Genomic DNA, 20,433 nt, shown 5'->3' on the forward strand with positions numbered 1-20,433 from the left:
GTTAGCGCAGCGGCCGCCGGGCCAGCCAGGCTGCCACGATCGCACCTGAGATGTTGTGCCAGAGCGAGAACACAGCGGAGGGCAACGCAGCCAGCGGGCTGAAGTGCGCAGTCGCCAGCGTGGCTGCCAGTCCGGAGTTCTGCATTCCCACCTCGAATGCCAGGGCGCGCCGGGCCTTGTCGTCCAGGCGGCCGAGCTTCCCGGCCAAATATCCCAGACCCAGGCCAAAGCCGTTGTGCAGGACAACCGCGAGGAAGACGATGCCGCCAGCAGCGACGATCTTGCTGGCACTGCCCGCCACCACGATCGCGACGATGAGGGAAATAACGACGGCGGAAGCCCAGGGGAGCGCCGGCAGAACCTTCGCAACGAGCTTCTTGAGGAACAGGCGCGCCACCAGGCCCGCGACCACCGGCAGCAGGACGGTCTTGACGATGTCCAGGACCATCGCCCCGGCATCGATGTGGAGGAAGGATCCGGCCAGGAAAAGGACCAGGAGGGGCGTGACGATTGGAGCGATCAGCGTGGAGACGGATGCGACGGCCACCGAGAGGGCAACGTCGCCCTTGGCCAGGAAGGCCATCACGTTGGACGCAGTTCCGGACGGTGCGCAGCCCACGAGGATCAGTCCCACTGCCAGCTCCGGCGGCAGGTTGAGCGCAACGGCAATCAGCCAGCCGGCACCGGGCATGATCACGTAGTGTGCCACGATGCCCAGCACCACGGCCCAGGGCCGTTTGACCACGGAGGCGAAGTCCGGAGGGGTGAGCGTCAGGCCCATGCAGAACATGATGACGCCCAGGAGGTAGGGGACGCTGGGGCCCATCGGTTTGAAGGCGCCGGGCAGGAGGAAGCCGGCAATGCCTGCGACCACTACCAGGAGCGGGAAGACCGTGACCGCGATCCGGGCGATCTTGGCCTCTGCCGCTAGCGCCGGGTTCAGCGGTGCGGCATTGGTTTCGGTACTGGCCGTGGAGCTTTCGTGGGGTTTTGTTGCCTCAAGCATCCAATAATGCTCACATTCGGGCGCCTAATTCGGCCAGTTCGTGAACAGACGTCTGACATTTGTGTCGCGACCATGGTCGGAGGGGCCCCTGAGCGGGGCGGCTAGGGCTGGGGGCCGCTGCTGTAATCGGCGATGTGTGCCGTTGCGGCGTGCTCACGGATCTCCGTGACGCCGGAAGCGGCCGCTGCGCTGTCCCGGTAGATTCCCGAAACGGCCAGGATGGCGCCCGCGCCGTTCACGAGCCGGATGCGGACACCGCCTTGCTCCGCAGCGACGAGTTCAAATTTGCCTGCCATGGTGGATCTCCCCCGAGGTTGTGCGCAGCCGTCCGGCTGCGCGTTTCTCCTTCAGTGATCATAGATGACAATTCTTGTCACATGAATTTCACAACGTTTTGTGTCCCCGTAGCCGAGGCATGCTCAGTGTCCGGCGTTGAGCTTCCCGGCCAACCGCTCACGCATCTGCCTGCTTGCGGAATTCAAACCGATGAGTTCCACTTCCCGCCCGTGCCTGCGGTACTTCTCGGTGACGGCATCCAGGACGGCGATGGTGGAGGCATCCCAGAGGTGCGAGGCATGCAGGTCGATGATCACGCGGTCCACGGCCGGGGCGGAATCGCGGGCATACTCGAACTGGGTATAAAGGTCGTTGGAGGACGCGAAGAACAGCTCGCCGTCCACGGTGTAGGTTGCCACGGTTTCGCCGTTGAGCTCGATTTCAGTTCGTTCAACTGTGGCGAAATGCGCCACCCGGCGGGCGAACATCGCCATGGCCGCCAGGACGCCGACGCCGACTCCGATGGCCAGGTTGTGCGTGAGCACCACCGTGCCGACGGTGATGAGCATGACGGCCGTCTCGGACTTGGGCATCCGCTTGAGGGTCTTGGGCGCGATGGAGTGCCAGTCGAAGGTGATTGCGGAGACGAAGATCATCACGGCCACCAGTGCTGCCATGGGGATCAGGCCCACAATGTCGCCCAAAGTCACCACCAGGAGCAGGAGGAAGACGCCGGCGAGGAACGTGGAGATCCGGGTGCGGGCGCCGGATCCCTTGACGTTGATCATGGTCTGGCCGATCACGGCGCAGCCCCCCATGCCGCCCAGGAAGCCGGTGACGATGTTCGCGACCCCCTGGCCCCAGGATTCCCTGGTCTTGTTGGAGCGCGTATCGGTGATGTCGTCAACCAGTTTCGCCGTCAGGAGCGATTCAAGCAGGCCCACCAGCGCCATGGACAGCGCAAACGGGGCGATGACCTGGAAGGTTTCCAGTGTCAGCGGGACGTTGGGAATGAAGAGGGAAGGCAGGCTCTCGGGTAGCTCGCCCTTGTCCTGGACGGCCGGAACGTCCACCTTCGCCAGCACCGCAAACAGCGTGAGGGCCACGATCGCTACCAGCGGGGAGGGCACGGCCGACGTCAGCCGCGGGAGCGCAACAACGATCACCAGGCCGGCAGCCACGAGCGGATAGACCAGCCAGGGAACACCGATCAGCTCGGGCAACTGCGCCATGAACACCAGGATGGCCAGCGCGTTCACGAATCCCACCATCACGGAGCGGGGAATGAAGCGCATGAGTTTGGTGACGCCCAGGACCGCCAGCAGGATCTGGAAGACCCCTGCCAGGATCACCGCGGCGATCAGGTGGTCCAGCCCGTGGCTCCTCATCAGCGGGGCGATCACCAGGGCAACCGCGCCGGTGGCTGCCGAGATCATCGCGGGCCTGCCGCCCACGAAGGAGATGGTGACGGCCATGGTGAAGGACGCAAACAGCCCGATCCGGGGATCCACTCCGGCGATGACGGAGAACGCAATCGCCTCGGGGATGAGCGCCAGCGCCACAACCAGCCCGGCAAGGGCTTCGGTCTTGAGGCGGCGCGGGGAACGGAGCGTAGCCCGGACGGATTGGAGTTGTTCGGGCTTCATTTGTTCCTATTGTTTGGTCTGGCGGTAGCGCTCGATCTGCTTCAGCCGCCGCAGGAGGCTGTCGCGCCGGGAGTGGGGGACGACGTCGGGCGCCTCCGCAGTGAGGTCGATGTGTTTGGTGCCGTACTGCCACAGCAGCAGGTCGTCCAGCAGCCGGTCGGGGCCGGGGGAGTACCTGTGGTCCAGGGCCTTGCGGACTTCGGTGATCCGGTTGGCGCTGAGCAGCCCGGCAAGCTGCACCGTCTGGTTGAGGCCGTGTGCCGCCATGAGTTCGGCCGCCCAGCCCCAGTCATCATCCACTTTACGGTCTACGTGCGGCAGGAGCGTCCGCCAGACGTCGCGGATCCGGTTGGGCGTGAGCTGTGCGGCGCCCTCACCGTCCATGTCCCAGTAGCCTCGGACTTCCTCGTAGCGTTCATGCAGGTCCGCGAAGGCGCTTTCCACCGTCTCCAGCATTGCCGCAGTGGCAGTGAACTGGCGGTCAAAGTGCGGGGTCCAGGCGCGGGGGTCCTCGGCCTTGAAGCGGATGTCATGCTCGATCTCGCTCCAGGCGTGGGCAAAAACGGTGCGGATCTGGCATTCGAAAAAGTAGCTGCCGTTGGGTTGTATGTCCGGGTTGAACACCTGCTGGTACTCCTTGACCGCCTCATTCTGGATGGTGCGCAGGATCAGGTGGCGGCTGGAATAGCCGTACGTGCCGGACTCGATGGAACCGATGTCCTTTTCGCGGTCGCCGCGGCAGTCAAACAGCTGGCGCTGGCGTTTGATGAGGTTGGCCACCACCGCATTTTCCGCGGGCAGCTTGGTGATCACCCGGACGCCGACCATGTCATTGAGGGTCCGGAACGGATCCGGGAATTTCAGGACCGGCGGTCCGCCGGGTTCCAACGGCTTCTCCGTACGGGAAATCTTCTCCTTGAAGGATTCCACCGTTTTGGTGCGGCCGGTGACGAAAAGGGGTGTCACTTCGGTGTCCTTGAGCATGCTCCGCAGCGTGAGCAGGACTTCCCGGGTGACCAGCTTCAGGGCAGGGCGGACTCGCTCGTAGAGGTCCACGTTTTCCTGCACGGACTGGCGCAGGCCTGCGTCCAGGCGGTCCCAATTGGTTGCCATGTTTCCAGCTTACGGGTGGCGTACGACAGCTGCGGGGGAAGACACCCCCGCAGGCCGCCGTCGAACCCGCAGGGCGCAAGCAGCCCGGCGCCCAAGGTAGGCTCGGCACAGGAGGAGGACATGGTGAAGCGGCACAAGTACCAATACGGCGAGGACCCCAGCCAGTGGGGTGAGCTTTTCCTGCCGGACGCCCCGGGCACCCGTGGCGTGGTGGTGGTGATCCACGGCGGGTACTGGCGTTCGCAGTACGGGGCCGAACTGGGCGAGCCGCTCGCCAGGGACCTCGCCATGCACGGAATGGCCGCCTGGAACCTGGAGTACCGGCGCGCCGGGAACGGCGGCGGCTGGCCGCACACTTTCGAAGACGTGCTGGCGGGCATCGACAAGCTCAGGGACGTCGCCGGGACCCACGGCCTCAGCCTGCACAAAGTGGTGGCGCTGGGCCACTCCGCCGGCGGGCACCTGGCCGTCTGGGCGGCCGGGCGGGAACGGCTCGGGCAGCTCGGCGCGCCTGACGCGGACCGCCAGCTGCAGCGGAAGAACGACGACGGCGCGGTGCACCTCACCGGGGTGGTCAGCCAGGCCGGGCTCCTGAACCTGGCCGATGCCGAAAAGCTGAACCTCAGCAACGGCGCGGTCAGCAACCTGCTGGGCGGCTCGTCGGCGAAGTACCCGAAGCGTCACAAGTACGTCGACCCCATGAGTGCAGTCCCGCTGCGGGTCCCCGTTTACGCAGTCCACGGCAGCGAGGACGATACCGTTCCCGCGAGCCAGTCCGACGCCTATGCCCGCGCAGCCAAGGCCGTGGGCGGGCCGGTCCAGCTGCTGATGGTGCCCGGCGACCACTTCTGCCTGATCGATCCCAAAGCGCCCGCCTACCGAAAGTGCCGGGACCTGGTGCAGGAACTCCTGGGCTAAACCCTCCCGAGGCCCCTGCCTAATCGGGGGAGGTCACCGTATTTTCGGAACCGTGTTTTCGGTTAGGCTGGACGGAGGTGCGCCGGGAAGTCTGGTCGGCATGGTTTTGTCGACCCAACGTTTAGGACGCCTCATGAGCTATTCGCCCCCGCCCGCCCCCGACGCAAAACCGCGCACCGTCCTTGGCTACGGCAGCTACGCGGAATCGCTCCGCATCGGAGAAATCCTGCGGAAGGAAACGGTGGGCGGCGTGCTGCTGGTGGCCGCCGCCGTGATCGCCCTGGTCTGGGCAAATTCGCCTGTCTCGGACAGCTATTTCGCCCTGCGGGATTTCCGGATCGGCTACGAGCCCTGGCATCTGGATCTCAGCCTGGGGGCCTGGGCTGCGGACGGGTTGCTGGCCATCTTCTTCTTCCTGGTAGGCCTGGAACTCAAGCGCGAGTTCGTAGCGGGGGACCTGCGCCAAATCAGCACATCGATTGTTCCCGTGGCGGCCGCAGCCGGCGGCGTGCTGGTCCCGGCGCTGATCTACACCGCGGTGAACATCTACAGTCCCGAGACCCTGCGCGGCTGGGCCATCCCCACAGCCACTGACATCGCGTTTGCCGTGGCAGTCCTGGCCATCATCGGTTCCCACCTGCCCAGCGCACTGCGCATCTTCCTGCTCACCCTGGCCGTGGTGGACGACCTGATCGCCATCAGCATCATCGCGTTCTTCTACTCCAGCGACGTCCAGCCGGCCCCGCTGCTGCTCGCCCTCATGCCGCTGGCGCTGTATGCCTTCCTGGCCCACAAGTACAGCCGCTTTTTCGGTGCCCACTTCATGGCCGCGTGGGCCATCCTGCTGCCGCTGGGCATTGCCACCTGGGCGTTGGTGCACGCTTCCGGCATCCATGCCACGGTGGCCGGGGTGCTGCTTGGATTCGCCGTGCCGGTGCTCCGTTCCAAGGCCGGCGGCGGCCCCGAGGCCGGGCCGGGCCTTGCCGAAACGTTCGAGCACCGGTTCCGCCCCATCTCCGCAGGGGTTGCCGTTCCCGTCTTCGCCTTCTTCTCCGCAGGCGTGGCGGTGGGCGGCTGGGAAGGCCTGGGCTCGGCCCTGGCGGACCCCGTGGCTGTCGGCATCATCATGGCCCTGGTCCTCGGCAAACCTATTGGCATCATGGGCACCACCTGGGTCCTCACCAAGGCCACCAGGGCCAGGCTGGACGGTTCCTTCAACTGGATCGACGTGTTCGGAGTCTCGCTCCTGGCCGGAATCGGCTTCACCGTGTCCCTGCTGGTCGCGGAACTGAGCTTCGGCCATGGGAGCCTGCACGACGACCATGCCAAGGTCGGCATCCTGGCAGCGTCACTCCTGGCTGCCCTGCTGGCAACGTCTGTGCTGATGACCAGGAACCGCCAGTACCGCCAGGCCGAAGAACTGGAGAAGGTGGACTCGGACCAGGACGGCATCCCGGACGTCTATCAGCACGGGAACCGCGGCTGAGGACAAGGACCCTTGCCGCCCCACGCCCCCGGGCGTACGGTTTTTGGGTAGGGCCGGGAAGCCCGCGCGCCCGGCGAGGAGGAAGGCATGGACGTCGTCGTCGTCGATACCCCTCAGCTGGGGGACCGTAGCTATTTGGTGCACGACGGCAAGGCGGGCCTCGTCATCGATCCGCAGCGGGACACCGACCGTGTGGAAGCCGCCGCCCGCGAAGCAGGCGTGACCATCACCCATATTGCGGAGACGCACCTGCACAACGACTACCTCAGCGGCGGCCTGGAACTGGCCAGAGCCCATGGCGCCACTTACCTGGTGAATGCCGCGGACACGGTCGAGTTTGAACGCACCGCCATCACCGACGGCCAAACGGTCAGTGTGGGATCCCTGACAGTCAGGGCCATCGCCACCCCCGGCCACACCCACACCCACCTGTCCTTCATCGTGGACGACGGCGTAGAGCAGGCCGTCTTCTCCGGCGGCAGCCTGCTCTACGGTTCAGTAGGTCGGACGGACCTCGTGTCCGAGTCCGACACCGTGGGCCTGGCCCGTGACCAGTATGCCTCCGTCCGCCGGCTCGTGGCCGAAGCCCGGCACGACGCAGCGCTCTTCCCCACCCACGGCTTCGGATCGTTCTGCTCCTCAGGTCCCGCCACGGGCGCCCGCTCTTCCACAGTCGGCGAGCAGCTCACCGCAAACCACGCCCTGATCGATCCGGACGAGGACCACTTCGTCCAGGAACTCATCGCCAACCTGTCCGCGTATCCGTCCTACTACGCACACATGGGCGCCCGGAACGCCAAAGGCCCGGGGCCGGCAGACCTCGCTGTCCCTGAGTCGGTGGACCCCGCAGAACTCACCCGGCGCCTTGAGGCCGGCGGATGGGTGATCGACCTCCGCCGCCGCGTAGCCTTCGCCAGCAGCCACCTCAAAGGCAGCGTCAGCTTCGAATACGGCCGCGGCTCGAACTTCACCACGTACCTGGGCTGGGTCCTGCCATGGAATGAAAAGCTCACCCTGGCGGGCTCGCGCGAGGATGTTGAGAAAGCCATCCGCGACCTCTCCCGCATTGGCATCGATTCGCCGGATGCCGCCGTCGGAACCGAACCGAAGGTGCTGGCGCCGGATGCCGCCGTCGCCTCCTATCCGCGCGTCGGCTGGGACGGCCTGCTGGCCGCCCGCTCCGGCGCTGACACGGTCCTTGACGTGCGCCGAGCGGACGAGTTCGCGGCGTCCCACGTGGCCGGAGCCGTCAACGTCCCGGTGCATCAGCTGCTGGCCCGGCTGGACGACGTGCCTGCCGGGAAACTGTGGGTCCACTGCGCCACCGGCTACCGGGCCGCAGTCGCGGCGAGCCTGCTGCAGCGGGCGGGGCGGGACGTGGTCCACGTGGACGCGAGGTTCGGCGACGCCGAGCCGGCCGGAGTTCCCCTGGAGCCCGGAGTTCCCCTGGACAAGGATCCTTCAGCCTGACCGGGAGCGCCCGGCGGTGTTCTCTGGCAGAGTATGAGCATGCTCACAGTTATTGGCGAAGGCCTGGTTGACGTTGTCCAACGCTCCTCGGGAATCGAGGCCCACGTGGGCGGCAGCCCGCTCAATGTGGCAGTGGGACTGGCCCGGCTGGACCACCCGGTGCAGTTCATCGGCAGGTTCGGGCGCGACGCCTACGGGGAATCCGTGGCCGCCCACCTGAAGTCCAGTTCCGTGATGGTGCCCCAGGGCCCGGATGCCCTGCCAACCAGTGTGGCCACCGCCTTGATCGACGACGACGGCGCCGCCACCTACACGTTCGACCTCACCTGGGAGCTGCCCGGCCTTGCGGCCCGGCTGCCGTTCATGCTGCAGGGCACAACCCTGGTGCACACCGGTTCCATTGCCACCATGCTGGCACCGGGCGCCGCCGACGTGCTGGCCGCCGTCGAGCATGCCCGCCCGTCCGCCATCATCAGCTTCGACCCCAACTGCCGGCCCAGCATCATCACCGACGTGGACCACGCCCGCCGGCAGGCGGAGAAGTTCGTCGCGCTCGCGGACGTCGTGAAGGCCTCCGACGAAGACCTCGAGTGGCTCTACCCCGGCGTGGACGTCCAGGATTCGGCCCGGCGGTGGCTTTCCCTTGGGGGTCCGGGAGGCCCCGCAGCCGTGGTGGTCACCCGGGGCGCGGCCGGCCCCTGGGGCATCACCGCTGCCGGTGAAGCCGAGTTCGCCGCGCCCACAGTCGAGGTCGCGGACACAGTTGGCGCCGGCGATTCCTTCATGGCGGCGCTGATTTCCGGACTGGTGGACCGGGGCCTGGACGGTGCGCAGAACCGGAAGGAGCTGCGCGAGATGCCGGCCGAAACGCTCCGTGAACTGCTGGCCCACGCCGCGTGGGCGGCAGCCGTAACCGTATCCCGTCCCGGGGCGAACCCGCCCACCAGGGCCGAGCTCAACCACTTCGAACTCGGAAGCCTGGCGCGCGGTGCCGGACTCGCCGAAGATGACCTTAGGAACGCAGACTCCGCCACTAACTGAAAGGCAGCAGATGTCCCCGCACGATTCCTCTTCCTTGCACCTCAGCAGCGATTCCTTCCAGGACGGCCAAGCCCTGCCGCCCGCCCAGCTCAGCGGCAAGATGCGTGCGGGCGGCAAAGACGAATCGCCGCAACTGAGCTGGAACGGCGCCCCGGCCGGCACCAAGGGCTATGCGATCACGATGTTCGATCCGGACGCCCCGGGCCGCGGCGGCTTCTGGCACTGGGCAGTGCTGGACATTCCGGCAGGCGTAACGTCGCTTCCCGCGGGCGCAGGCGGCGAGGACGGCGCGCACCTTCCAGCCGGCGCGTTGCAGTTGAAGAACGACGGCGGCTTCCACGGCTACCTGGGGGCAGCACCGCCGCCCGGGCACGGACCCCACCGCTACGTGGTCACGGTCTACGCCCTCGATGTCGAGAGCCTGGGACTGGACGCCGGGTTCAGCCCCGCCAAGCTGGAAGCGAAGCTGAGCCCGCACGTGCTGGGACGAGGCACGCTGACGGGCATCTTCGAGCGCTGAACGCTTCGGCCAGTGCGCCGGGCCGATGCTCTCGCCCGGTGCGCTTGGGCCGGTGCGCCTGCGCGCCCAACGTAGACTGGGGAGTATGCGGCTGGTAGCAAGTGACATTGACGGAACGATCCTCGGGCATGACGGCAAGATCAGTGACCGTACCATCCGCGCCTTCCACGCCTGCCGCGACGCCGGCGTCGAACTGGTCTTCGTGACCGGACGCCCGCCCCGCTGGCTGCACCCCCTGGAGGAGCAGCTGGGGCACACCGGGACCGTGATCTGCTCGAACGGCGCCGTTGTCTGGGACCTGGAGGAAGGCCGCCTCGTCTCGGCGCGGACCCTTACCCTGGATGCGGTTTTCGAAACGCGCCGCCTCATCAAGCAGCTGCGGCCCTCCGCCTTGTTCGCCGCGGAAACGCTCACCGGCTTCCACCTCGAACCGGGCTTCATCGAAAACGACTCCAGCGAATTGCTCTCCGAGTTCACGCCCGCGCCGCTGGCCAGCACGCTCACGGCCGACGACGCCGTGGTCAAGTTCCTGGCAATTGTCCGCGAAGGCACCGCCGACGATTTCCTTGCCGAGGTGTCACCCGCCGTCTCACACCTCGTTTCGGCCACCCACTCGGCACCCACCGTGGCCATGCTGGAGCTTGCCGTCCCGGGCATCAACAAGGCCGTGACCCTGGCCGAATACGCAGCAACGCTGGGAATTGACGCCGCTGACGTGGTGGCTTTCGGGGACATGCCCAACGACATTGAAATGCTGCGCTGGGCCGGCGACGGCTACGCCATGGCCAGCGGCCACCCGGAGGCCATCCGTGCCGCCGGGCAGCAGGCCCCGCATTTTGACGACGACGGCGTGGCCCAGATCCTCGAAAGCAAACTGGCCGACGTCCGAGTCAATCCCGTCAAACCCCTCTAGGGCACGCTGGAATGGCTGAGCTCCGGCCCTTCTTCGCCGCCGGCAGCGCCTCGGCACGGATTGCGATGGCCCACCGCGGATTCTCACCGGACGGGCTGGAGAATTCGATGCCGGCGTTCCGCGCCGCCGTCGACCTCGGTTACCGGTACCTGGAGACGGATGTCCACACCACTGCCGACGGGGTGCTGCTGGTGTTCCATGACGACTCCCTGGACCGGGTCACCGACGGGCACGGCCGCATTTCCAGGCTTCCCGCCCGAATCGTGGCCCAGGCGAGGATCGGGGGAGTGGAGCACATCCCTCTCTTCGCGGAGATGGTGCGGGCATTCCCCGGCGTGCGGCTGAACCTGGACGTTAAGGACTGGAATTCGGTATCGAGCCTCGCCGCCGCGATTGAGAAGCACGGCGTTCACGACCAGGTGCTGATTGCCAGTTTCTCGGACTGGCGGCGGCGGGCCGTCCTCAAACGGCTGAGCCGGCCGGTGGCGGCATCGGCAGGCATTGTGTCCAACGCGGTCTTCACGGTGCTGGGTCCGGTGCTTCCGGCGCCGCTGCTCCAATGGGCGCTGCGGGACATACAGGCTCTGCAGGTGCCGGTCAGCTACGGTGCCGTCCGGGTGGTGACGCCTGGCTTCATCCGCCGCGCCCACCGGCATGGCCTCCAAGTCCACGTGTGGACCATCAACGATCCGGGGGAAATGCACCGGCTCCTGGACCTTGGCGTTGACGGCATTGTCACGGACCGGGCGGACCTTCTCAAGAAGGTACTTCAGGACCGGGGGCAGTGGGACTAGCTGCTGTGGTGTGATGCCTGCTGCGCGTCCAGGACGGCGGCGAACTCGTCGGCCGGGACGGGACGCCCGAAGTAATACCCCTGCGCGCTGACGCAACCAATGCTGGCCAGGTGCTGCGCCTGTTCAGCGGTCTCAACACCTTCCCAGACAGCTTCGAGCCCGCAGGCGCGGATCAGCTGGAGAATCGCGGCGATCAGGGCCGGCTGGGCCGGGTCCGTTCCCAGGTCCTTAAGCAGGGATCGGTCCACTTTGACCTTGTCCACGGGAAGCCTGCGCAGGTAGCTGATGGAGGAGTAGCCCGTGCCGAAGTCGTCGATTTCCAGTCCCACCCCCAGCTTCCGCAGACTGTTCAGGGAGTACCGGTCCAGCTCGTTGCCGCTGACGATTGCGCCTTCCGTCAGCTCGAGGACCAGCAGTTCCGGGCCGAGCCCGGCGCCGCTCAGGGCGTCCCGGACCTCTTCGATGAACTCAAGGCGTTGCAGGTCCGTGGGCGAGATGTTGATGCGCATGGAAAAGTCGTCGCCTGCCCGGGACTCCGCCCGCCAATCGCGGAGCTGTCCGACGGCGGCTCGGAGGACCCAGCCGCCCAGCTCGGATATGAGGCCGGCTTCTTCAGCGAGCGGAATGAATTCATCCGGCATCACCATTCCGCGGGCAGGATGCTTCCAGCGGACCAGGGCTTCCGCGCCCTCGATCCTGCCAGTAGCCAGCTCAACCACAGGCTGGTAGTACAGCACGAACTCGGACGCGGAGATGGCTGTCCGCAGGTCCTCAATGAGCTGGCTGCGCAGCTGGCGGGCATGCAGCATTGTCGGTTCGAACACCTTGAGCCTGTTGCGGCCGGCGGCCTTGGACGCGTACATGGCCACGTCGGCTTCCATCAGCAGTTGCTCCGCGCTCTGTCCGGCTCCGCCGACGCAGAGCCCCATGCTGGCACCGCACTGGACGGAATCGTTCTCCAGCTCGACCGGGCCCTCCAGTGAGGCGAGGACGCGGTTACCCACTCCCGCGGCACGGGTCAAGGTGGTGGCCGGCATCAGGACGGCGAACTCATCGCCGCCCAGCCGGGCCACGGTGTCTGTTTCCCGGACCGAGTCCATGATGCGGGCCCCGACTGCCGCCAGCACCTGGTCCCCGGCGGCGTGGCCGAGGGTGTCGTTGATACCTTTGAAGGCATCCAGGTCCAGCAGGAGGATGGCGGGTGGCAGCCCGCCCTGCTCCGCCTCGGCGAGGGCGTCGTTCAGGGCATGGACCAGCGCTGTGCGGTTCGCAAGGCCCGTCAGGGAGTCCGTCAGCGCCATCTTCTGCATTTCAAGATGTGCTTCGTTGAGCAGCCTGGTGCGCAGTTCCACCCGTTGCTCCAGTTCCTGGTACATGATCTGCAGGTCTTCGGCGAGGAGGTTGGTGCCCATAATGACGGCATCCAGCTCATCCCTGGCGGGGGATACTTCGATCCTTGAGTGGAGCTCGCCGGCGGCAAGGCGGACAATCCCATCCAGCAGCTTGCCCAGGCGCGGATCACCGTCAGTGAACATGGGCGTTTTCCTTCAGCCATTCGACGGCCTCAGGTTCGGACGTAAAGTAACTCGCGGGTCCGGACTTGAAGTCTCCGCCAAGGATGAAGTGGGCCAGGATCCGGTCCACGGGGGTCCTGCCCAACAGTGCCCAGGCGGCAACTGTGCTCACGTTGCTGAAAACAGTCCTCGCTGCCCGGCTTACGGACGCAACGTCCGTCACATCCATCAACACGGCAATGGGCGAGCCGGAGCGGGGGGCCTGAAGGTGGGCAGCCAGCCGCTGCGCGGAACGTTCATCCAGATGCTGGTCCCGGGGCAGCACGATCCTGACGATTTGTTCCTGCATCAATCCAAGCGGCCTGGACATCATTTCCCCCAACTATATAAGAGGAGCCGTTTGGCCTCTCTAACAGCACCCAACGTCCGCCGAGGCTGTGTGACTAAAAATACACCGTCAGGCCGCGCCCGGAGCCTGTTACCTTGCACCGGCCGCAAACTCGCGGACCTGGGCACTCCGTTCGGAGGCGGCCGCGTTGTCAAAGAGCGCGGCCGCTTCTTCCAGCCGCTGCATTGCTTCGTCGTGTTCACCGTTGGCAAGAAGGGACTTACCCAGCAGGAATGATGCCTCACCGGCCGTCTGGGCAGCCAAAATTCCGGCCTTCGTGCACAACGGCCTGAGCATGCTGATGGCCGTGGCCATGTCGCCGGTCAGGTAATGCCAATGTGCCCTGACGAAGGACATCTCGAGGAGGTCGCGGTCGCTGCCGCCAACCACCTCGGTGGCCAGTTCGGCCCGTTCGATGCAGCGGAGCGTTGCCGGTTCAGTCAGTTCGGCCTCCAGTCGCATCACGGCAGACGCCCGGTTGAACCTGGCCCAGAGGTCCACATCCTTGGACGGCGACAGGCTCTCCGCTGCCATGTCGTGGTACCGGCCGCCGTCTTTCACCCGGCCGGTGAGGAAGGCGACGTTGCCTATCACCCAGTAGGCCTTGCCGGCGGTGTCCTCGTCCACGAGCTCCGTCAGCAGGCCTTCAAGAAGGAGGCATTCCTCCCAGGCTTCATCAAGCCGGCGGCTTTCGGCGAGGGCCGCGATGAGCGCCCGCTGCGCCTGGACGTGGAGATAGACGTATTCGGGGTTGCCGGCAACCAGGCGGGCGGCGGACGTCGCAGCGCGGGCGGCGTCGGGGAGCCGCCCCAGCCCCTGCTGGGAAAGTGCCAGGAGGATGAAGGCCCGTGCGCCCAGTGCGGGTTCCGCCGTCGAAAGCGGGTGGCTGGCGAGGTATGCGGTCAGCTCCATACATTCCTGGATGAGGCCCTGGTCCTTAAGGCATTCGGCCTGGAAAAGCGTCATGTTCCACCAGGCGGTCTGGTCCCCCTCGAGGAGAGCCAGTTCCGCTGCTTTGCGCGCCTCGTCGCGGGCCTTTGCATACTCGCGGCTTTTCCAGCTGTCCCGGGCCTGGAGGGCCGCGACTACATGCTGTAACAATTTCCCGGGAATCGGCATTTTTCAATTATCCCCCGGAACGCATCAGCACACGTCACTGGGGCTAAAGTTTCCCGCTGTTACTGGAGTTGAAATTGATCTCGTGGCCGTATACTAGCGCTTGTAATGAGATTTCGCGCCTAATTGATTGAAAGGACCCGCGGGATGAAGAAAATTGCCGCTACATTCTTGCTCACCGGCGTCCTGGCTGTCGCAGGTTTCGCTGCGCCCGCCACGGCCGCTCCAAAGTCGGATACCACCGTCAGCACGTCAAGCAAGGCGCCCACCAACCAGGCACAAATCGGCTGGTGGCCAGACTAAGCTCCACCGCGCCAAGCCTGCCCCCGGACTGCGTCCGGGGGCAGCTCTGTTTAAGGGCCGGAAACGGGCAGCTGAACAGTGATCGTGGTGCCTGCGCCAAGCTCGGAATTGACCGCCAGGTACCCGCAATGGGCCTTGACGATGTCGTGTGCAATGGCGAGCCCCAGGCCGCTGCCCGGGACTGCAGTGGACGTAGCGTTTGACGCCCGGAAAAAGCGGGTAAAGAGGTGGGGGATTTCTTCGTCCGGGATTCCAACCCCGGTGTCACGCACATCCACATTCACGCCTGGTTCCCCATCCGTCATTGCGTCAAAACGGCAGCTGACAATAATCCTGCCTTTACGTGGCGTGAATTTAATCGCATTTGAAACCAGGTTCGTAAATACCTGCTCCAGCTGGACTTCATCAGCAATGATCACCGGATCGGCATCGCCGAGCTCCAGCACGATGGAGACATCACCCAGCTCTGCAAGCGGACGCAACGCCACTGTCACGATGTGCAGTGTGTGAGCCAGCCGGACAGGGGCCAGATGCAGGTTGGCGCCCTCATAATCCTGCCGCGTCACGGTGAGCATGTCCTCGATCAGCCGGCGAAGCCGCTCGGAGTTCCTGACGATGATGTCCAGCATGCGGGCCACCTCCGGCGGCACCGGCCCACCCATGCCGTCCTGGATCATGTCCAGGTAGGCGGAGATTGACGTCAGTGGCGTCCGCAGCTCATGGTTAACGGTGGCCAGGAAGTCGGTCTTCGCCTGGTCAAGCTGCCGCAGCTGCTTGACCACCTGTTGCTGCGCGATCATCAAGTGGCTTTGGATCAGCCCGTAGGCAACGTTGCCGGCGACGTGCTGGATCAGTGAGATCTCGGTGCGTGTCCAGACCCGCGGTCCGTCCAGCTGTGCAATCCAGATGGCGCCAAGGGCAGACTTTCCCTCGCCGACTGGAACGAACGCGGAGGCCCACGGGCCCATGGGTTCAGCCCATTCGGCCAGTTCCCGGTCCTCAGCGGACCATTCGTGCAAATGGTGGTCGTCAACTGCGAGCACTTCGGCGTCCGCCCACAGCCTGTCCGCAACGCGGTGCGCCCCGAATTCATGGCTGCCCAGCCCGTCCGGGACCGGGTCAAGGCCGGGGCGGTGCCACTGGGCGGCAATCCCGGGCACGCGATCGTCGTCGAACGTGGTGAACAGGACACGGTCTGCGCTGAACGTCTCCCCGAACCCCTTCACCACGTGATCCGCAATGAGGTGGGGGTCGTGGGTCGCGCGGATGGCGGCGGAGACTTCGCGGAGCCTTTCGCGCAGGCGTTCGGCGCTCTGCCGTGCCTCTGAGCGCTGTTCCGCCCGGCAGATGAGGGAATCTGCCCGGTGGACAAGTTCGGCCGGCGCGGGGGGCTTGACGATGTAGTCGGCCATACCCAGCGTCCGGACGCTTTCAGCCTCCGCTTCGTCAGTCAGGTCGATCAGGAGAAGCAGGGGTGCGGCCACGGGCAGGCTGGCAAATGAATGATCCGCAACGACGACACTGGGAGTATGGCTTTCCATCAGCCCGGCCAGACGTTCATGGCTGGACGCCGTGGCCACTTGGAAGCCCGCGGCCGCCAGGACATCGGCGATGGCCGCCAGGCGCCTGCCGTCCGGATCCGCCACGATGGCCGTGCGTGGTAGGAGCGATTTCTCCGCCGATTGAATTACCACGTTCCCCCTTCGGTCCCGGTTGAGTACATTGTAGGGTGACATGAGTAGCACGCATCCCGTGCGGGCTAACCTTGGGGGGGAGGACGGGTGAACATGTCCGAAAATCGCGAGGCGGGCGTGGAAGCGGGCTTGACCCTGGGAGCCGATGGAATGCTGCGGCTGACGTGGCCCCGGGGTGCTGTGATAACCACCGCGGATGCAGAGCGGGCGATGCTCAGGGTAAACGAACTGTGCGGCGATGACCGGCACCCGATGCTGGTGGACATGGCCACAGCGGCCGAAGTGAGCCGCGGCGCGCGCGCCGTGTTCGGCCGCCGTTGCCAGGCCTCCCGGATCGCTTTGCTGGGGACCTCGCCGGTTGATCGCGTCCTGGCCAACTTCTTCCTGGGGATCAGCGCGGTGCCATGCCCCACGAAGTTCTTCATATCTGAGCCTGATGCCCTGGCGTGGCTTGCCTTGACCTGATTTTCCGGGTGTTCGCCATTACCCGGGTGTTCGCTGCGATGCCCTTATATTTGGACAATGCTGTCCGCCCTCAAGAAATATCTGATGATCCCCAAGCTGGTTCGCTTGTCAGCAGGGGCACCCCGTGACCAGCGCGTGGCCTGGGACAAGTTCTGGTCCACGGTAAAGGCGACCGGAGCTGAGGGAGACGTACTGTGGGACTCCGGCAGCGACCGGGAGATGAAGGGGTACGTGCACAGGCTCCGCCAGCATCTGGACGCAGGCCTGCCCGTGGTGGACATCGGCTGCGGAAACGGCAGCTTCACGCGCCAGCTCGCCGGGCACTTCCCGCATGCCGTGGGAGTGGATGTATCCCTCCACGCAGTGCAGCGCGCCCGGACCGAGTCTGCCGGACTGGCTAACGTCTCCTACACCGTTCGTGACATGACGGCCCAGGGTGCAGGTGCCGGACTGATGGATGAGCTCCCCGTACTGGGCGCGGGAGGCGGGGCGAATGTTTTCATCCGCGGCGTGTTGCACGTCCTGGGGGAACGCGACCGGCGCGCGCTGGCCGAAAACGTCCGGGCCATCACCGGCGCCAACGGACGCGTGTTCCTGGCCGAGACCGACTTCCAAGGAAACGCCCTCGACTATGTGGCGCATCTTGGCGCCACCTTCCGGTCCATCCCCGCGCCGCTCGAAAACGCAATCCAAGGGCTGCCCATGCCCGGACGCTTCGGCCCGAAGGAGCGGACCCTGGCCTTTCCCGCCACCCGTTGGGAGCTGATCGAGGACGGGCCCACCACCCTCGAAACAGTGCCCTTGTCGCACCCCACACGGGCCGATCTCATCCCGGGCTATTTCGCGGTGCTGAAAGCCCGGGACCAGGCAGGCTGACTAGGCAGGCGGACCGTGAGCCCTCAGCCGCGGCCCGTGCTGGTGGTCGGGTCGCCGCCTGCCTCGGAAGGATCCGCCCGGAGCTCGCCGGGGTCGGAGTCGGGAAGGCCCGCAGGTCCCGGCACATGCTGAGCTGCCGCATCGCGTTGGCCGGCGTCATCGCGCTGGGGGGCGGGACTTTCGCCCGGCGCCGGCGATCCGGCCGGAGCGTCCAGCGGCGGAGTGTCGTCGGGCCTGGTCTGTGGCCGCTCGGGAGCGGTTCCCGGCGGGTTCTCGACCGGATCAACCGGGTCCGTGGCATTGGAGCCCTCGCTAATGGAGGAGTGGACCCGGATGTCCTCCTTCGGATCGCCAGGATCCGGCGTGTGGGCATCGTCGCTCTTGGGTGCAGTCCCCGCAAGGTCCTCCATGGCATTCTTGGCGGCTTCCTCGATGCTGTCTCCGATTCCCATCGACGTGCTCCTCTCTTTCCGCGCGGCTCTTTCCACTCGCGCAAGCCCGAGCGTACTGATCGTTATTCCAGATTTATCAGCATGCTTACAATTAGTCCAGAGGTATTAGCCCCGGGGTGATACACCAGCGTCATCTGGCCAGAGGCCGTCGCATTGACCGGCCCTCGTACGGGCTGGCCGGTCAGTGTCCCCGGTGGAACAGGCCCGAAAACTTACTGTGCGCGTGGCGGGCCCTGCCCTGGAGCCGCGGGGCCGTATTTCCGGGTGTGCGGTTGTGGAAGCCTGCCGCACGTGTGGTCTCGGGGCCGGCTGCCTGCGCGTTCTGCCGGACCTCGCTCTCCGGCTTGTTCGGTTCCACATCGATGTGTTTCATGAACTTCCGCATGACGCGGTCCAGGAAATTTGCCATGACAATAACCTCCGATTAGTTCCCGGTTCGCAGGGTTGGCCCCGCTCCCAGCTTGGCACCGCGCTGCAGCACCCGCAAGGGTTCCGAGCACCTGCGGAGCCCGTGCGCCGTGGGACGGACCGGGTCTGCTTTCCAGGTCCGTCAGCTGCCCAGCTCCATCATGAGCGGAGGCAGTTCGTCGGCCAGTTCGCGCGCCAGGTAGCCGAGGCTGCCGAGCCGGCTCGCCAACCGGTCCCCGGCGGCGGCGTGGAGGTGGGTGCCCCAGCAGGCGGCCTGCGCATCCGGGGTGCCCCGCGCGCGAAGCCCCGCGATGGCGCCGGCCAGGATGTCGCCGCTTCCGGACGTGCCCAGGCCGCCGTACCCCGTGGTGATTTCCCAGAGCTTGGCTCCGGCAGGTCCTCCGGCACGTCCTCCGGTTCCGGAAGGGCTTTCGGATCCGCCCGGTCCTCCCTCGTCCTCGCTGGACGGCGTGGCGATGAAGCCCTGGCAGCTCACCACCGCTTTGTAGCGCTCCGCAACCTCCCGCACGTCGTCGTGGAGTTCCTTGATGTCGCGCCCCAGCAGGATCCCGCATTCGGTGACGTTGGGGGTCAGGATCATGCGCCCGGCCCAGGGGCCCAGCTCGTCCTGGAGCTTCGGGAGGCATCCCAGGGCGTACGCGTCCAGGACCATCGCCGGTTGACCGCCGGAGCTGTCCTTGTCGCCGTCGCCGCTGTCGCCGTCGCCGCTGTTGCCGTCACCGCTGTTGCCGGCGGCCAGTCGGAGCAGTTCCTTGAGTAACGCCTCTGCTTCGTCCAGGTCGTCCAGCCCCGGGCCTACCAGCACTGCCGCGGACTTCTCCAACTCGTGGACCAGGGCCGACGCCCCGGCTCCGCTGACGGCTCCGCTCTCCGTTTCGGCCAGGCCAACGACGCCCGATTCCGGCAGCGCCACCGCCACCTGGACCGCCGTCGAACCCGCCACTGCCAGTGTCAGCCGGCCCGCACCGGCGCGCAGGGCCGCGGTGCCGGCGAGGAGCGCCGCGCCCGGCGTCCTGCGGGCCCCGCCGACGACCAGCACCGATCCGCGGTCGTCCTTGCTGGAGCCGCCGCCTGGAAGGGGCCAGTCCCGAAGCAGCGTGGGGGTTACGGGTACGGCCGCCGGACTGCTACGCGGGGTGGACATTGGCATCTCCTGCATGTTCGGTCACCGCAACACCTTCGCTGACCAGATGGTCCGCCATATTGAAGCTCTCGAGGACCCAGGGGCCGGCGCCGTCGGGACGAACAAAGCGCGTCAGGGAGGCATTGAGAACTGTGGAGGTGGCCGCGATATCCAGGATCTCCCGCTCCGTAAGTCCCTCAAGGATGTAGCGGAAGAGCAGGATGAGGGCGTCGTGGCACACCAGCATGATCCGGTTCCCTGCCTGCCGCTCCAGATCGGCCAGCAGGGAGCGCAGCCGCAGGACGACGTCGGCCCATGATTCCCCGCCTGGCGGCCGGTAGTAGAACTTCCCCAGCCAGCGCCGTCGTGCCGCTTCCTCGGGCAGCCGTGCTTCCACGCCGGCGGACGTCAGCATGTCCAGGATGCCCAGTTCCCTGTCGCGGAGCCGCTCGTCGATCTTGACGCCCGTGGCCCAGCCGCCGGTCTCCACGGCCAGCTCCGCCGTCTGGCGGGCGCGCACGTAGGGGGAGCACCACACTGCCGCAGAGCGCTGCTCCTCGGAGAAATCAGCCAGCAGCCGGCCGAGGGCCAGCGCCTGGTCACGCCCTGTCGCGGACAGCTCCACATCGGCATCCCGTGCAGGCACTTCGATGACATGGGCTCCCGCATCCCCGGCCAATGTGGCGGCCACGTTGCCCTGGCTCTCGCCATGGCGCACGAGCAAAAGTTCAGTCAGTCCGTTACCGGGAACATCCCGGTCGTCGAATCGCCGCATTGCTTACCCCCTTGTCCGGGCGGGCGTTTGAGGTGCCGCATTGCCCGCGTTGGCGGCCGATAGCTCAGGAATCCCCCACGTTACTACCGGCCCGCGTCCTTGTCGCGGCAGCCTG

The 20,433-nt window shown here is 66.3% G+C and carries 22 protein-coding genes; 10 read left to right on the plus strand and 12 right to left on the minus strand.

Annotated elements, in window-relative coordinates; translation table 11 throughout:
• Position 1: 1 nt before the first annotated feature.
• From J7I92_RS17585 to J7I92_RS17600, 4 genes are all read right to left on the minus strand, one after another.
• Positions 2-1,006, minus strand: a complete 1,005-nt coding sequence (locus tag J7I92_RS17585) for a bile acid:sodium symporter family protein (RefSeq protein ID WP_214842611.1) — start codon at positions 1,004-1,006, stop codon at positions 2-4.
• 101 nt (positions 1,007-1,107) lie between these two features.
• Positions 1,108-1,302, minus strand: a complete 195-nt coding sequence (locus J7I92_RS17590; protein WP_214842613.1) for a YegP family protein — start codon at positions 1,300-1,302, stop codon at positions 1,108-1,110.
• 123 nt (positions 1,303-1,425) lie between these two features.
• A complete protein-coding gene (locus J7I92_RS17595; RefSeq protein ID WP_214842615.1) occupies positions 1,426-2,928 on the minus strand; it encodes a SulP family inorganic anion transporter in 1,503 nt (500 codons plus the stop codon).
• 6 nt (positions 2,929-2,934) lie between these two features.
• Positions 2,935-4,041 (minus strand): GTP pyrophosphokinase family protein, encoded by a 1,107-nt coding sequence (locus J7I92_RS17600; RefSeq protein ID WP_214842617.1) that lies wholly within the window; start codon positions 4,039-4,041, stop codon positions 2,935-2,937.
• Between the two features lie 123 nt (positions 4,042-4,164).
• On the opposite strand from J7I92_RS17600, the gene J7I92_RS17605 reads away from it, so the two are divergent.
• From J7I92_RS17605 to J7I92_RS17635, 7 genes are all read left to right on the plus strand, one after another.
• A complete protein-coding gene (locus tag J7I92_RS17605; RefSeq protein ID WP_214842732.1) occupies positions 4,165-4,959 on the plus strand; it encodes an alpha/beta hydrolase in 795 nt (264 codons plus the stop codon).
• A 133-nt stretch (positions 4,960-5,092) separates the two neighbouring features.
• The gene (nhaA, locus tag J7I92_RS17610) at positions 5,093-6,445 is read left to right on the plus strand and encodes a Na+/H+ antiporter NhaA (protein ID WP_214842619.1); all 1,353 of its coding nucleotides are present in this window, start codon (positions 5,093-5,095) and stop codon (positions 6,443-6,445) included.
• 87 nt (positions 6,446-6,532) lie between these two features.
• Positions 6,533-7,915 carry a rhodanese-like domain-containing protein gene (locus J7I92_RS17615; protein WP_214842620.1) on the plus strand — a complete coding sequence of 461 codons (1,383 nt, stop codon included), beginning with the start codon at positions 6,533-6,535 and terminating at the stop codon, positions 7,913-7,915.
• Between the two features lie 39 nt (positions 7,916-7,954).
• Positions 7,955-8,956, plus strand: coding sequence for a carbohydrate kinase (locus J7I92_RS17620; protein ID WP_251040099.1), 1,002 nt, complete (start codon positions 7,955-7,957; stop codon positions 8,954-8,956).
• A gap of 10 nt (positions 8,957-8,966) precedes the next feature.
• Entirely contained in the window at positions 8,967-9,476 is a 510-nt protein-coding gene (locus J7I92_RS17625) for a YbhB/YbcL family Raf kinase inhibitor-like protein (RefSeq protein ID WP_214842624.1), read from the plus strand.
• 85 nt (positions 9,477-9,561) lie between these two features.
• The gene (locus J7I92_RS17630) at positions 9,562-10,389 is read left to right on the plus strand and encodes an HAD family hydrolase (RefSeq protein WP_214842626.1); all 828 of its coding nucleotides are present in this window, start codon (positions 9,562-9,564) and stop codon (positions 10,387-10,389) included.
• Positions 10,390-10,400: 11 nt separating this feature from the next.
• Positions 10,401-11,183 (plus strand): glycerophosphodiester phosphodiesterase, encoded by a 783-nt coding sequence (locus J7I92_RS17635; protein ID WP_214842628.1) that lies wholly within the window; start codon positions 10,401-10,403, stop codon positions 11,181-11,183.
• On the opposite strand, the gene J7I92_RS17640 is transcribed toward J7I92_RS17635, so the two are convergent.
• From J7I92_RS17640 to J7I92_RS17650, 3 genes are all read right to left on the minus strand, one after another.
• The gene (locus tag J7I92_RS17640) at positions 11,180-12,718 is read right to left on the minus strand and encodes a bifunctional diguanylate cyclase/phosphodiesterase (protein WP_214842630.1); all 1,539 of its coding nucleotides are present in this window, start codon (positions 12,716-12,718) and stop codon (positions 11,180-11,182) included. The genes J7I92_RS17635 and J7I92_RS17640 overlap by 4 nt on opposite strands.
• Positions 12,708-13,046, minus strand: coding sequence for an STAS/SEC14 domain-containing protein (locus J7I92_RS17645; RefSeq protein ID WP_214842632.1), 339 nt, complete (start codon positions 13,044-13,046; stop codon positions 12,708-12,710). The genes J7I92_RS17640 and J7I92_RS17645 overlap by 11 nt, the downstream gene beginning before the upstream one ends.
• 129 nt (positions 13,047-13,175) lie before the next feature.
• A complete protein-coding gene (locus J7I92_RS17650; protein WP_214842634.1) occupies positions 13,176-14,204 on the minus strand; it encodes a hypothetical protein in 1,029 nt (342 codons plus the stop codon).
• Between the two features lie 144 nt (positions 14,205-14,348).
• Here J7I92_RS17650 and J7I92_RS17655 point away from each other — a divergent pair, with 144 nt between their 5' ends.
• Entirely contained in the window at positions 14,349-14,504 is a 156-nt protein-coding gene (locus J7I92_RS17655) for a hypothetical protein (RefSeq protein WP_214842636.1), read from the plus strand.
• Positions 14,505-14,554: 50 nt separating this feature from the next.
• On the opposite strand, the gene J7I92_RS17660 is transcribed toward J7I92_RS17655, so the two are convergent.
• Complete coding sequence (locus tag J7I92_RS17660; RefSeq protein WP_311380410.1) at positions 14,555-16,198, minus strand: ATP-binding protein; 1,644 nt, start codon at positions 16,196-16,198, stop codon at positions 14,555-14,557.
• A gap of 93 nt (positions 16,199-16,291) precedes the next feature.
• On the opposite strand from J7I92_RS17660, the gene J7I92_RS17665 reads away from it, so the two are divergent.
• Together J7I92_RS17665 and J7I92_RS17670 are read left to right on the plus strand one after the other, a co-directional pair.
• Positions 16,292-16,663, plus strand: coding sequence for an STAS/SEC14 domain-containing protein (locus J7I92_RS17665; protein WP_214842640.1), 372 nt, complete (start codon positions 16,292-16,294; stop codon positions 16,661-16,663).
• Between the two features lie 57 nt (positions 16,664-16,720).
• Positions 16,721-17,539 carry a class I SAM-dependent methyltransferase gene (locus J7I92_RS17670; protein WP_214842642.1) on the plus strand — a complete coding sequence of 273 codons (819 nt, stop codon included), beginning with the start codon at positions 16,721-16,723 and terminating at the stop codon, positions 17,537-17,539.
• Between the two features lie 23 nt (positions 17,540-17,562).
• Here J7I92_RS17670 and J7I92_RS17675 read toward each other — a convergent pair whose 3' ends face one another.
• The 4 genes from J7I92_RS17675 to J7I92_RS17690 form a co-directional block, all read right to left on the minus strand.
• Complete coding sequence (locus J7I92_RS17675; RefSeq protein WP_214842643.1) at positions 17,563-17,991, minus strand: hypothetical protein; 429 nt, start codon at positions 17,989-17,991, stop codon at positions 17,563-17,565.
• 181 nt (positions 17,992-18,172) lie between these two features.
• Positions 18,173-18,400, minus strand: a complete 228-nt coding sequence (locus tag J7I92_RS17680; protein ID WP_214842644.1) for a hypothetical protein — start codon at positions 18,398-18,400, stop codon at positions 18,173-18,175.
• 141 nt (positions 18,401-18,541) lie between these two features.
• Complete coding sequence (locus J7I92_RS17685) at positions 18,542-19,564, minus strand: ADP/ATP-dependent (S)-NAD(P)H-hydrate dehydratase (protein ID WP_214842645.1); 1,023 nt, start codon at positions 19,562-19,564, stop codon at positions 18,542-18,544.
• Positions 19,548-20,318 carry a histidine phosphatase family protein gene (locus J7I92_RS17690; protein WP_214842646.1) on the minus strand — a complete coding sequence of 257 codons (771 nt, stop codon included), beginning with the start codon at positions 20,316-20,318 and terminating at the stop codon, positions 19,548-19,550. Before J7I92_RS17690 ends, J7I92_RS17685 begins: the two co-directional genes overlap by 17 nt.
• Positions 20,319-20,433 lie beyond the last annotated feature (115 nt).

This window comes from Arthrobacter sp. ISL-72, from assembly GCF_018613755.1.
Classification (GTDB): domain Bacteria; phylum Actinomycetota; class Actinomycetes; order Actinomycetales; family Micrococcaceae; genus Arthrobacter.

Excerpts from the sequence above, each read along its gene's own strand:
- J7I92_RS17685 (WP_214842645.1), bottom strand. The coding sequence starts at position 19,564 with ATGTCCACCCCGCGTAGCAGTCCGGCGGCCGTACCCGTAACCCCCACG.
- J7I92_RS17630 (WP_214842626.1), top strand. The coding sequence starts at position 9,562 with ATGCGGCTGGTAGCAAGTGACATTGACGGAACGATCCTCGGGCATGAC.
- J7I92_RS17640 (WP_214842630.1), bottom strand. The coding sequence starts at position 12,718 with ATGTTCACTGACGGTGATCCGCGCCTGGGCAAGCTGCTGGATGGGATT.
- J7I92_RS17600 (WP_214842617.1), bottom strand. The coding sequence starts at position 4,041 with ATGGCAACCAATTGGGACCGCCTGGACGCAGGCCTGCGCCAGTCCGTG.
- J7I92_RS17650 (WP_214842634.1), bottom strand. The coding sequence starts at position 14,204 with ATGCCGATTCCCGGGAAATTGTTACAGCATGTAGTCGCGGCCCTCCAG.
- nhaA (WP_214842619.1), top strand. The coding sequence starts at position 5,093 with ATGAGCTATTCGCCCCCGCCCGCCCCCGACGCAAAACCGCGCACCGTC.
- J7I92_RS17690 (WP_214842646.1), bottom strand. The coding sequence starts at position 20,318 with ATGCGGCGATTCGACGACCGGGATGTTCCCGGTAACGGACTGACTGAA.
- J7I92_RS17665 (WP_214842640.1), top strand. The coding sequence starts at position 16,292 with ATGTCCGAAAATCGCGAGGCGGGCGTGGAAGCGGGCTTGACCCTGGGA.
- J7I92_RS17585 (WP_214842611.1), bottom strand. The coding sequence starts at position 1,006 with ATGCTTGAGGCAACAAAACCCCACGAAAGCTCCACGGCCAGTACCGAA.
- J7I92_RS17635 (WP_214842628.1), top strand. The coding sequence starts at position 10,401 with ATGGCTGAGCTCCGGCCCTTCTTCGCCGCCGGCAGCGCCTCGGCACGG.
- J7I92_RS17645 (WP_214842632.1), bottom strand. The coding sequence starts at position 13,046 with ATGCAGGAACAAATCGTCAGGATCGTGCTGCCCCGGGACCAGCATCTG.
- J7I92_RS17675 (WP_214842643.1), bottom strand. The coding sequence starts at position 17,991 with ATGGGAATCGGAGACAGCATCGAGGAAGCCGCCAAGAATGCCATGGAG.
- J7I92_RS17595 (WP_214842615.1), bottom strand. The coding sequence starts at position 2,928 with ATGAAGCCCGAACAACTCCAATCCGTCCGGGCTACGCTCCGTTCCCCG.
- J7I92_RS17655 (WP_214842636.1), top strand. The coding sequence starts at position 14,349 with ATGAAGAAAATTGCCGCTACATTCTTGCTCACCGGCGTCCTGGCTGTC.
- J7I92_RS17680 (WP_214842644.1), bottom strand. The coding sequence starts at position 18,400 with ATGGCAAATTTCCTGGACCGCGTCATGCGGAAGTTCATGAAACACATC.
- J7I92_RS17615 (WP_214842620.1), top strand. The coding sequence starts at position 6,533 with ATGGACGTCGTCGTCGTCGATACCCCTCAGCTGGGGGACCGTAGCTAT.
- J7I92_RS17590 (WP_214842613.1), bottom strand. The coding sequence starts at position 1,302 with ATGGCAGGCAAATTTGAACTCGTCGCTGCGGAGCAAGGCGGTGTCCGC.
- J7I92_RS17670 (WP_214842642.1), top strand. The coding sequence starts at position 16,721 with ATGCTGTCCGCCCTCAAGAAATATCTGATGATCCCCAAGCTGGTTCGC.
- J7I92_RS17625 (WP_214842624.1), top strand. The coding sequence starts at position 8,967 with ATGTCCCCGCACGATTCCTCTTCCTTGCACCTCAGCAGCGATTCCTTC.
- J7I92_RS17620 (WP_251040099.1), top strand. The coding sequence starts at position 7,955 with ATGCTCACAGTTATTGGCGAAGGCCTGGTTGACGTTGTCCAACGCTCC.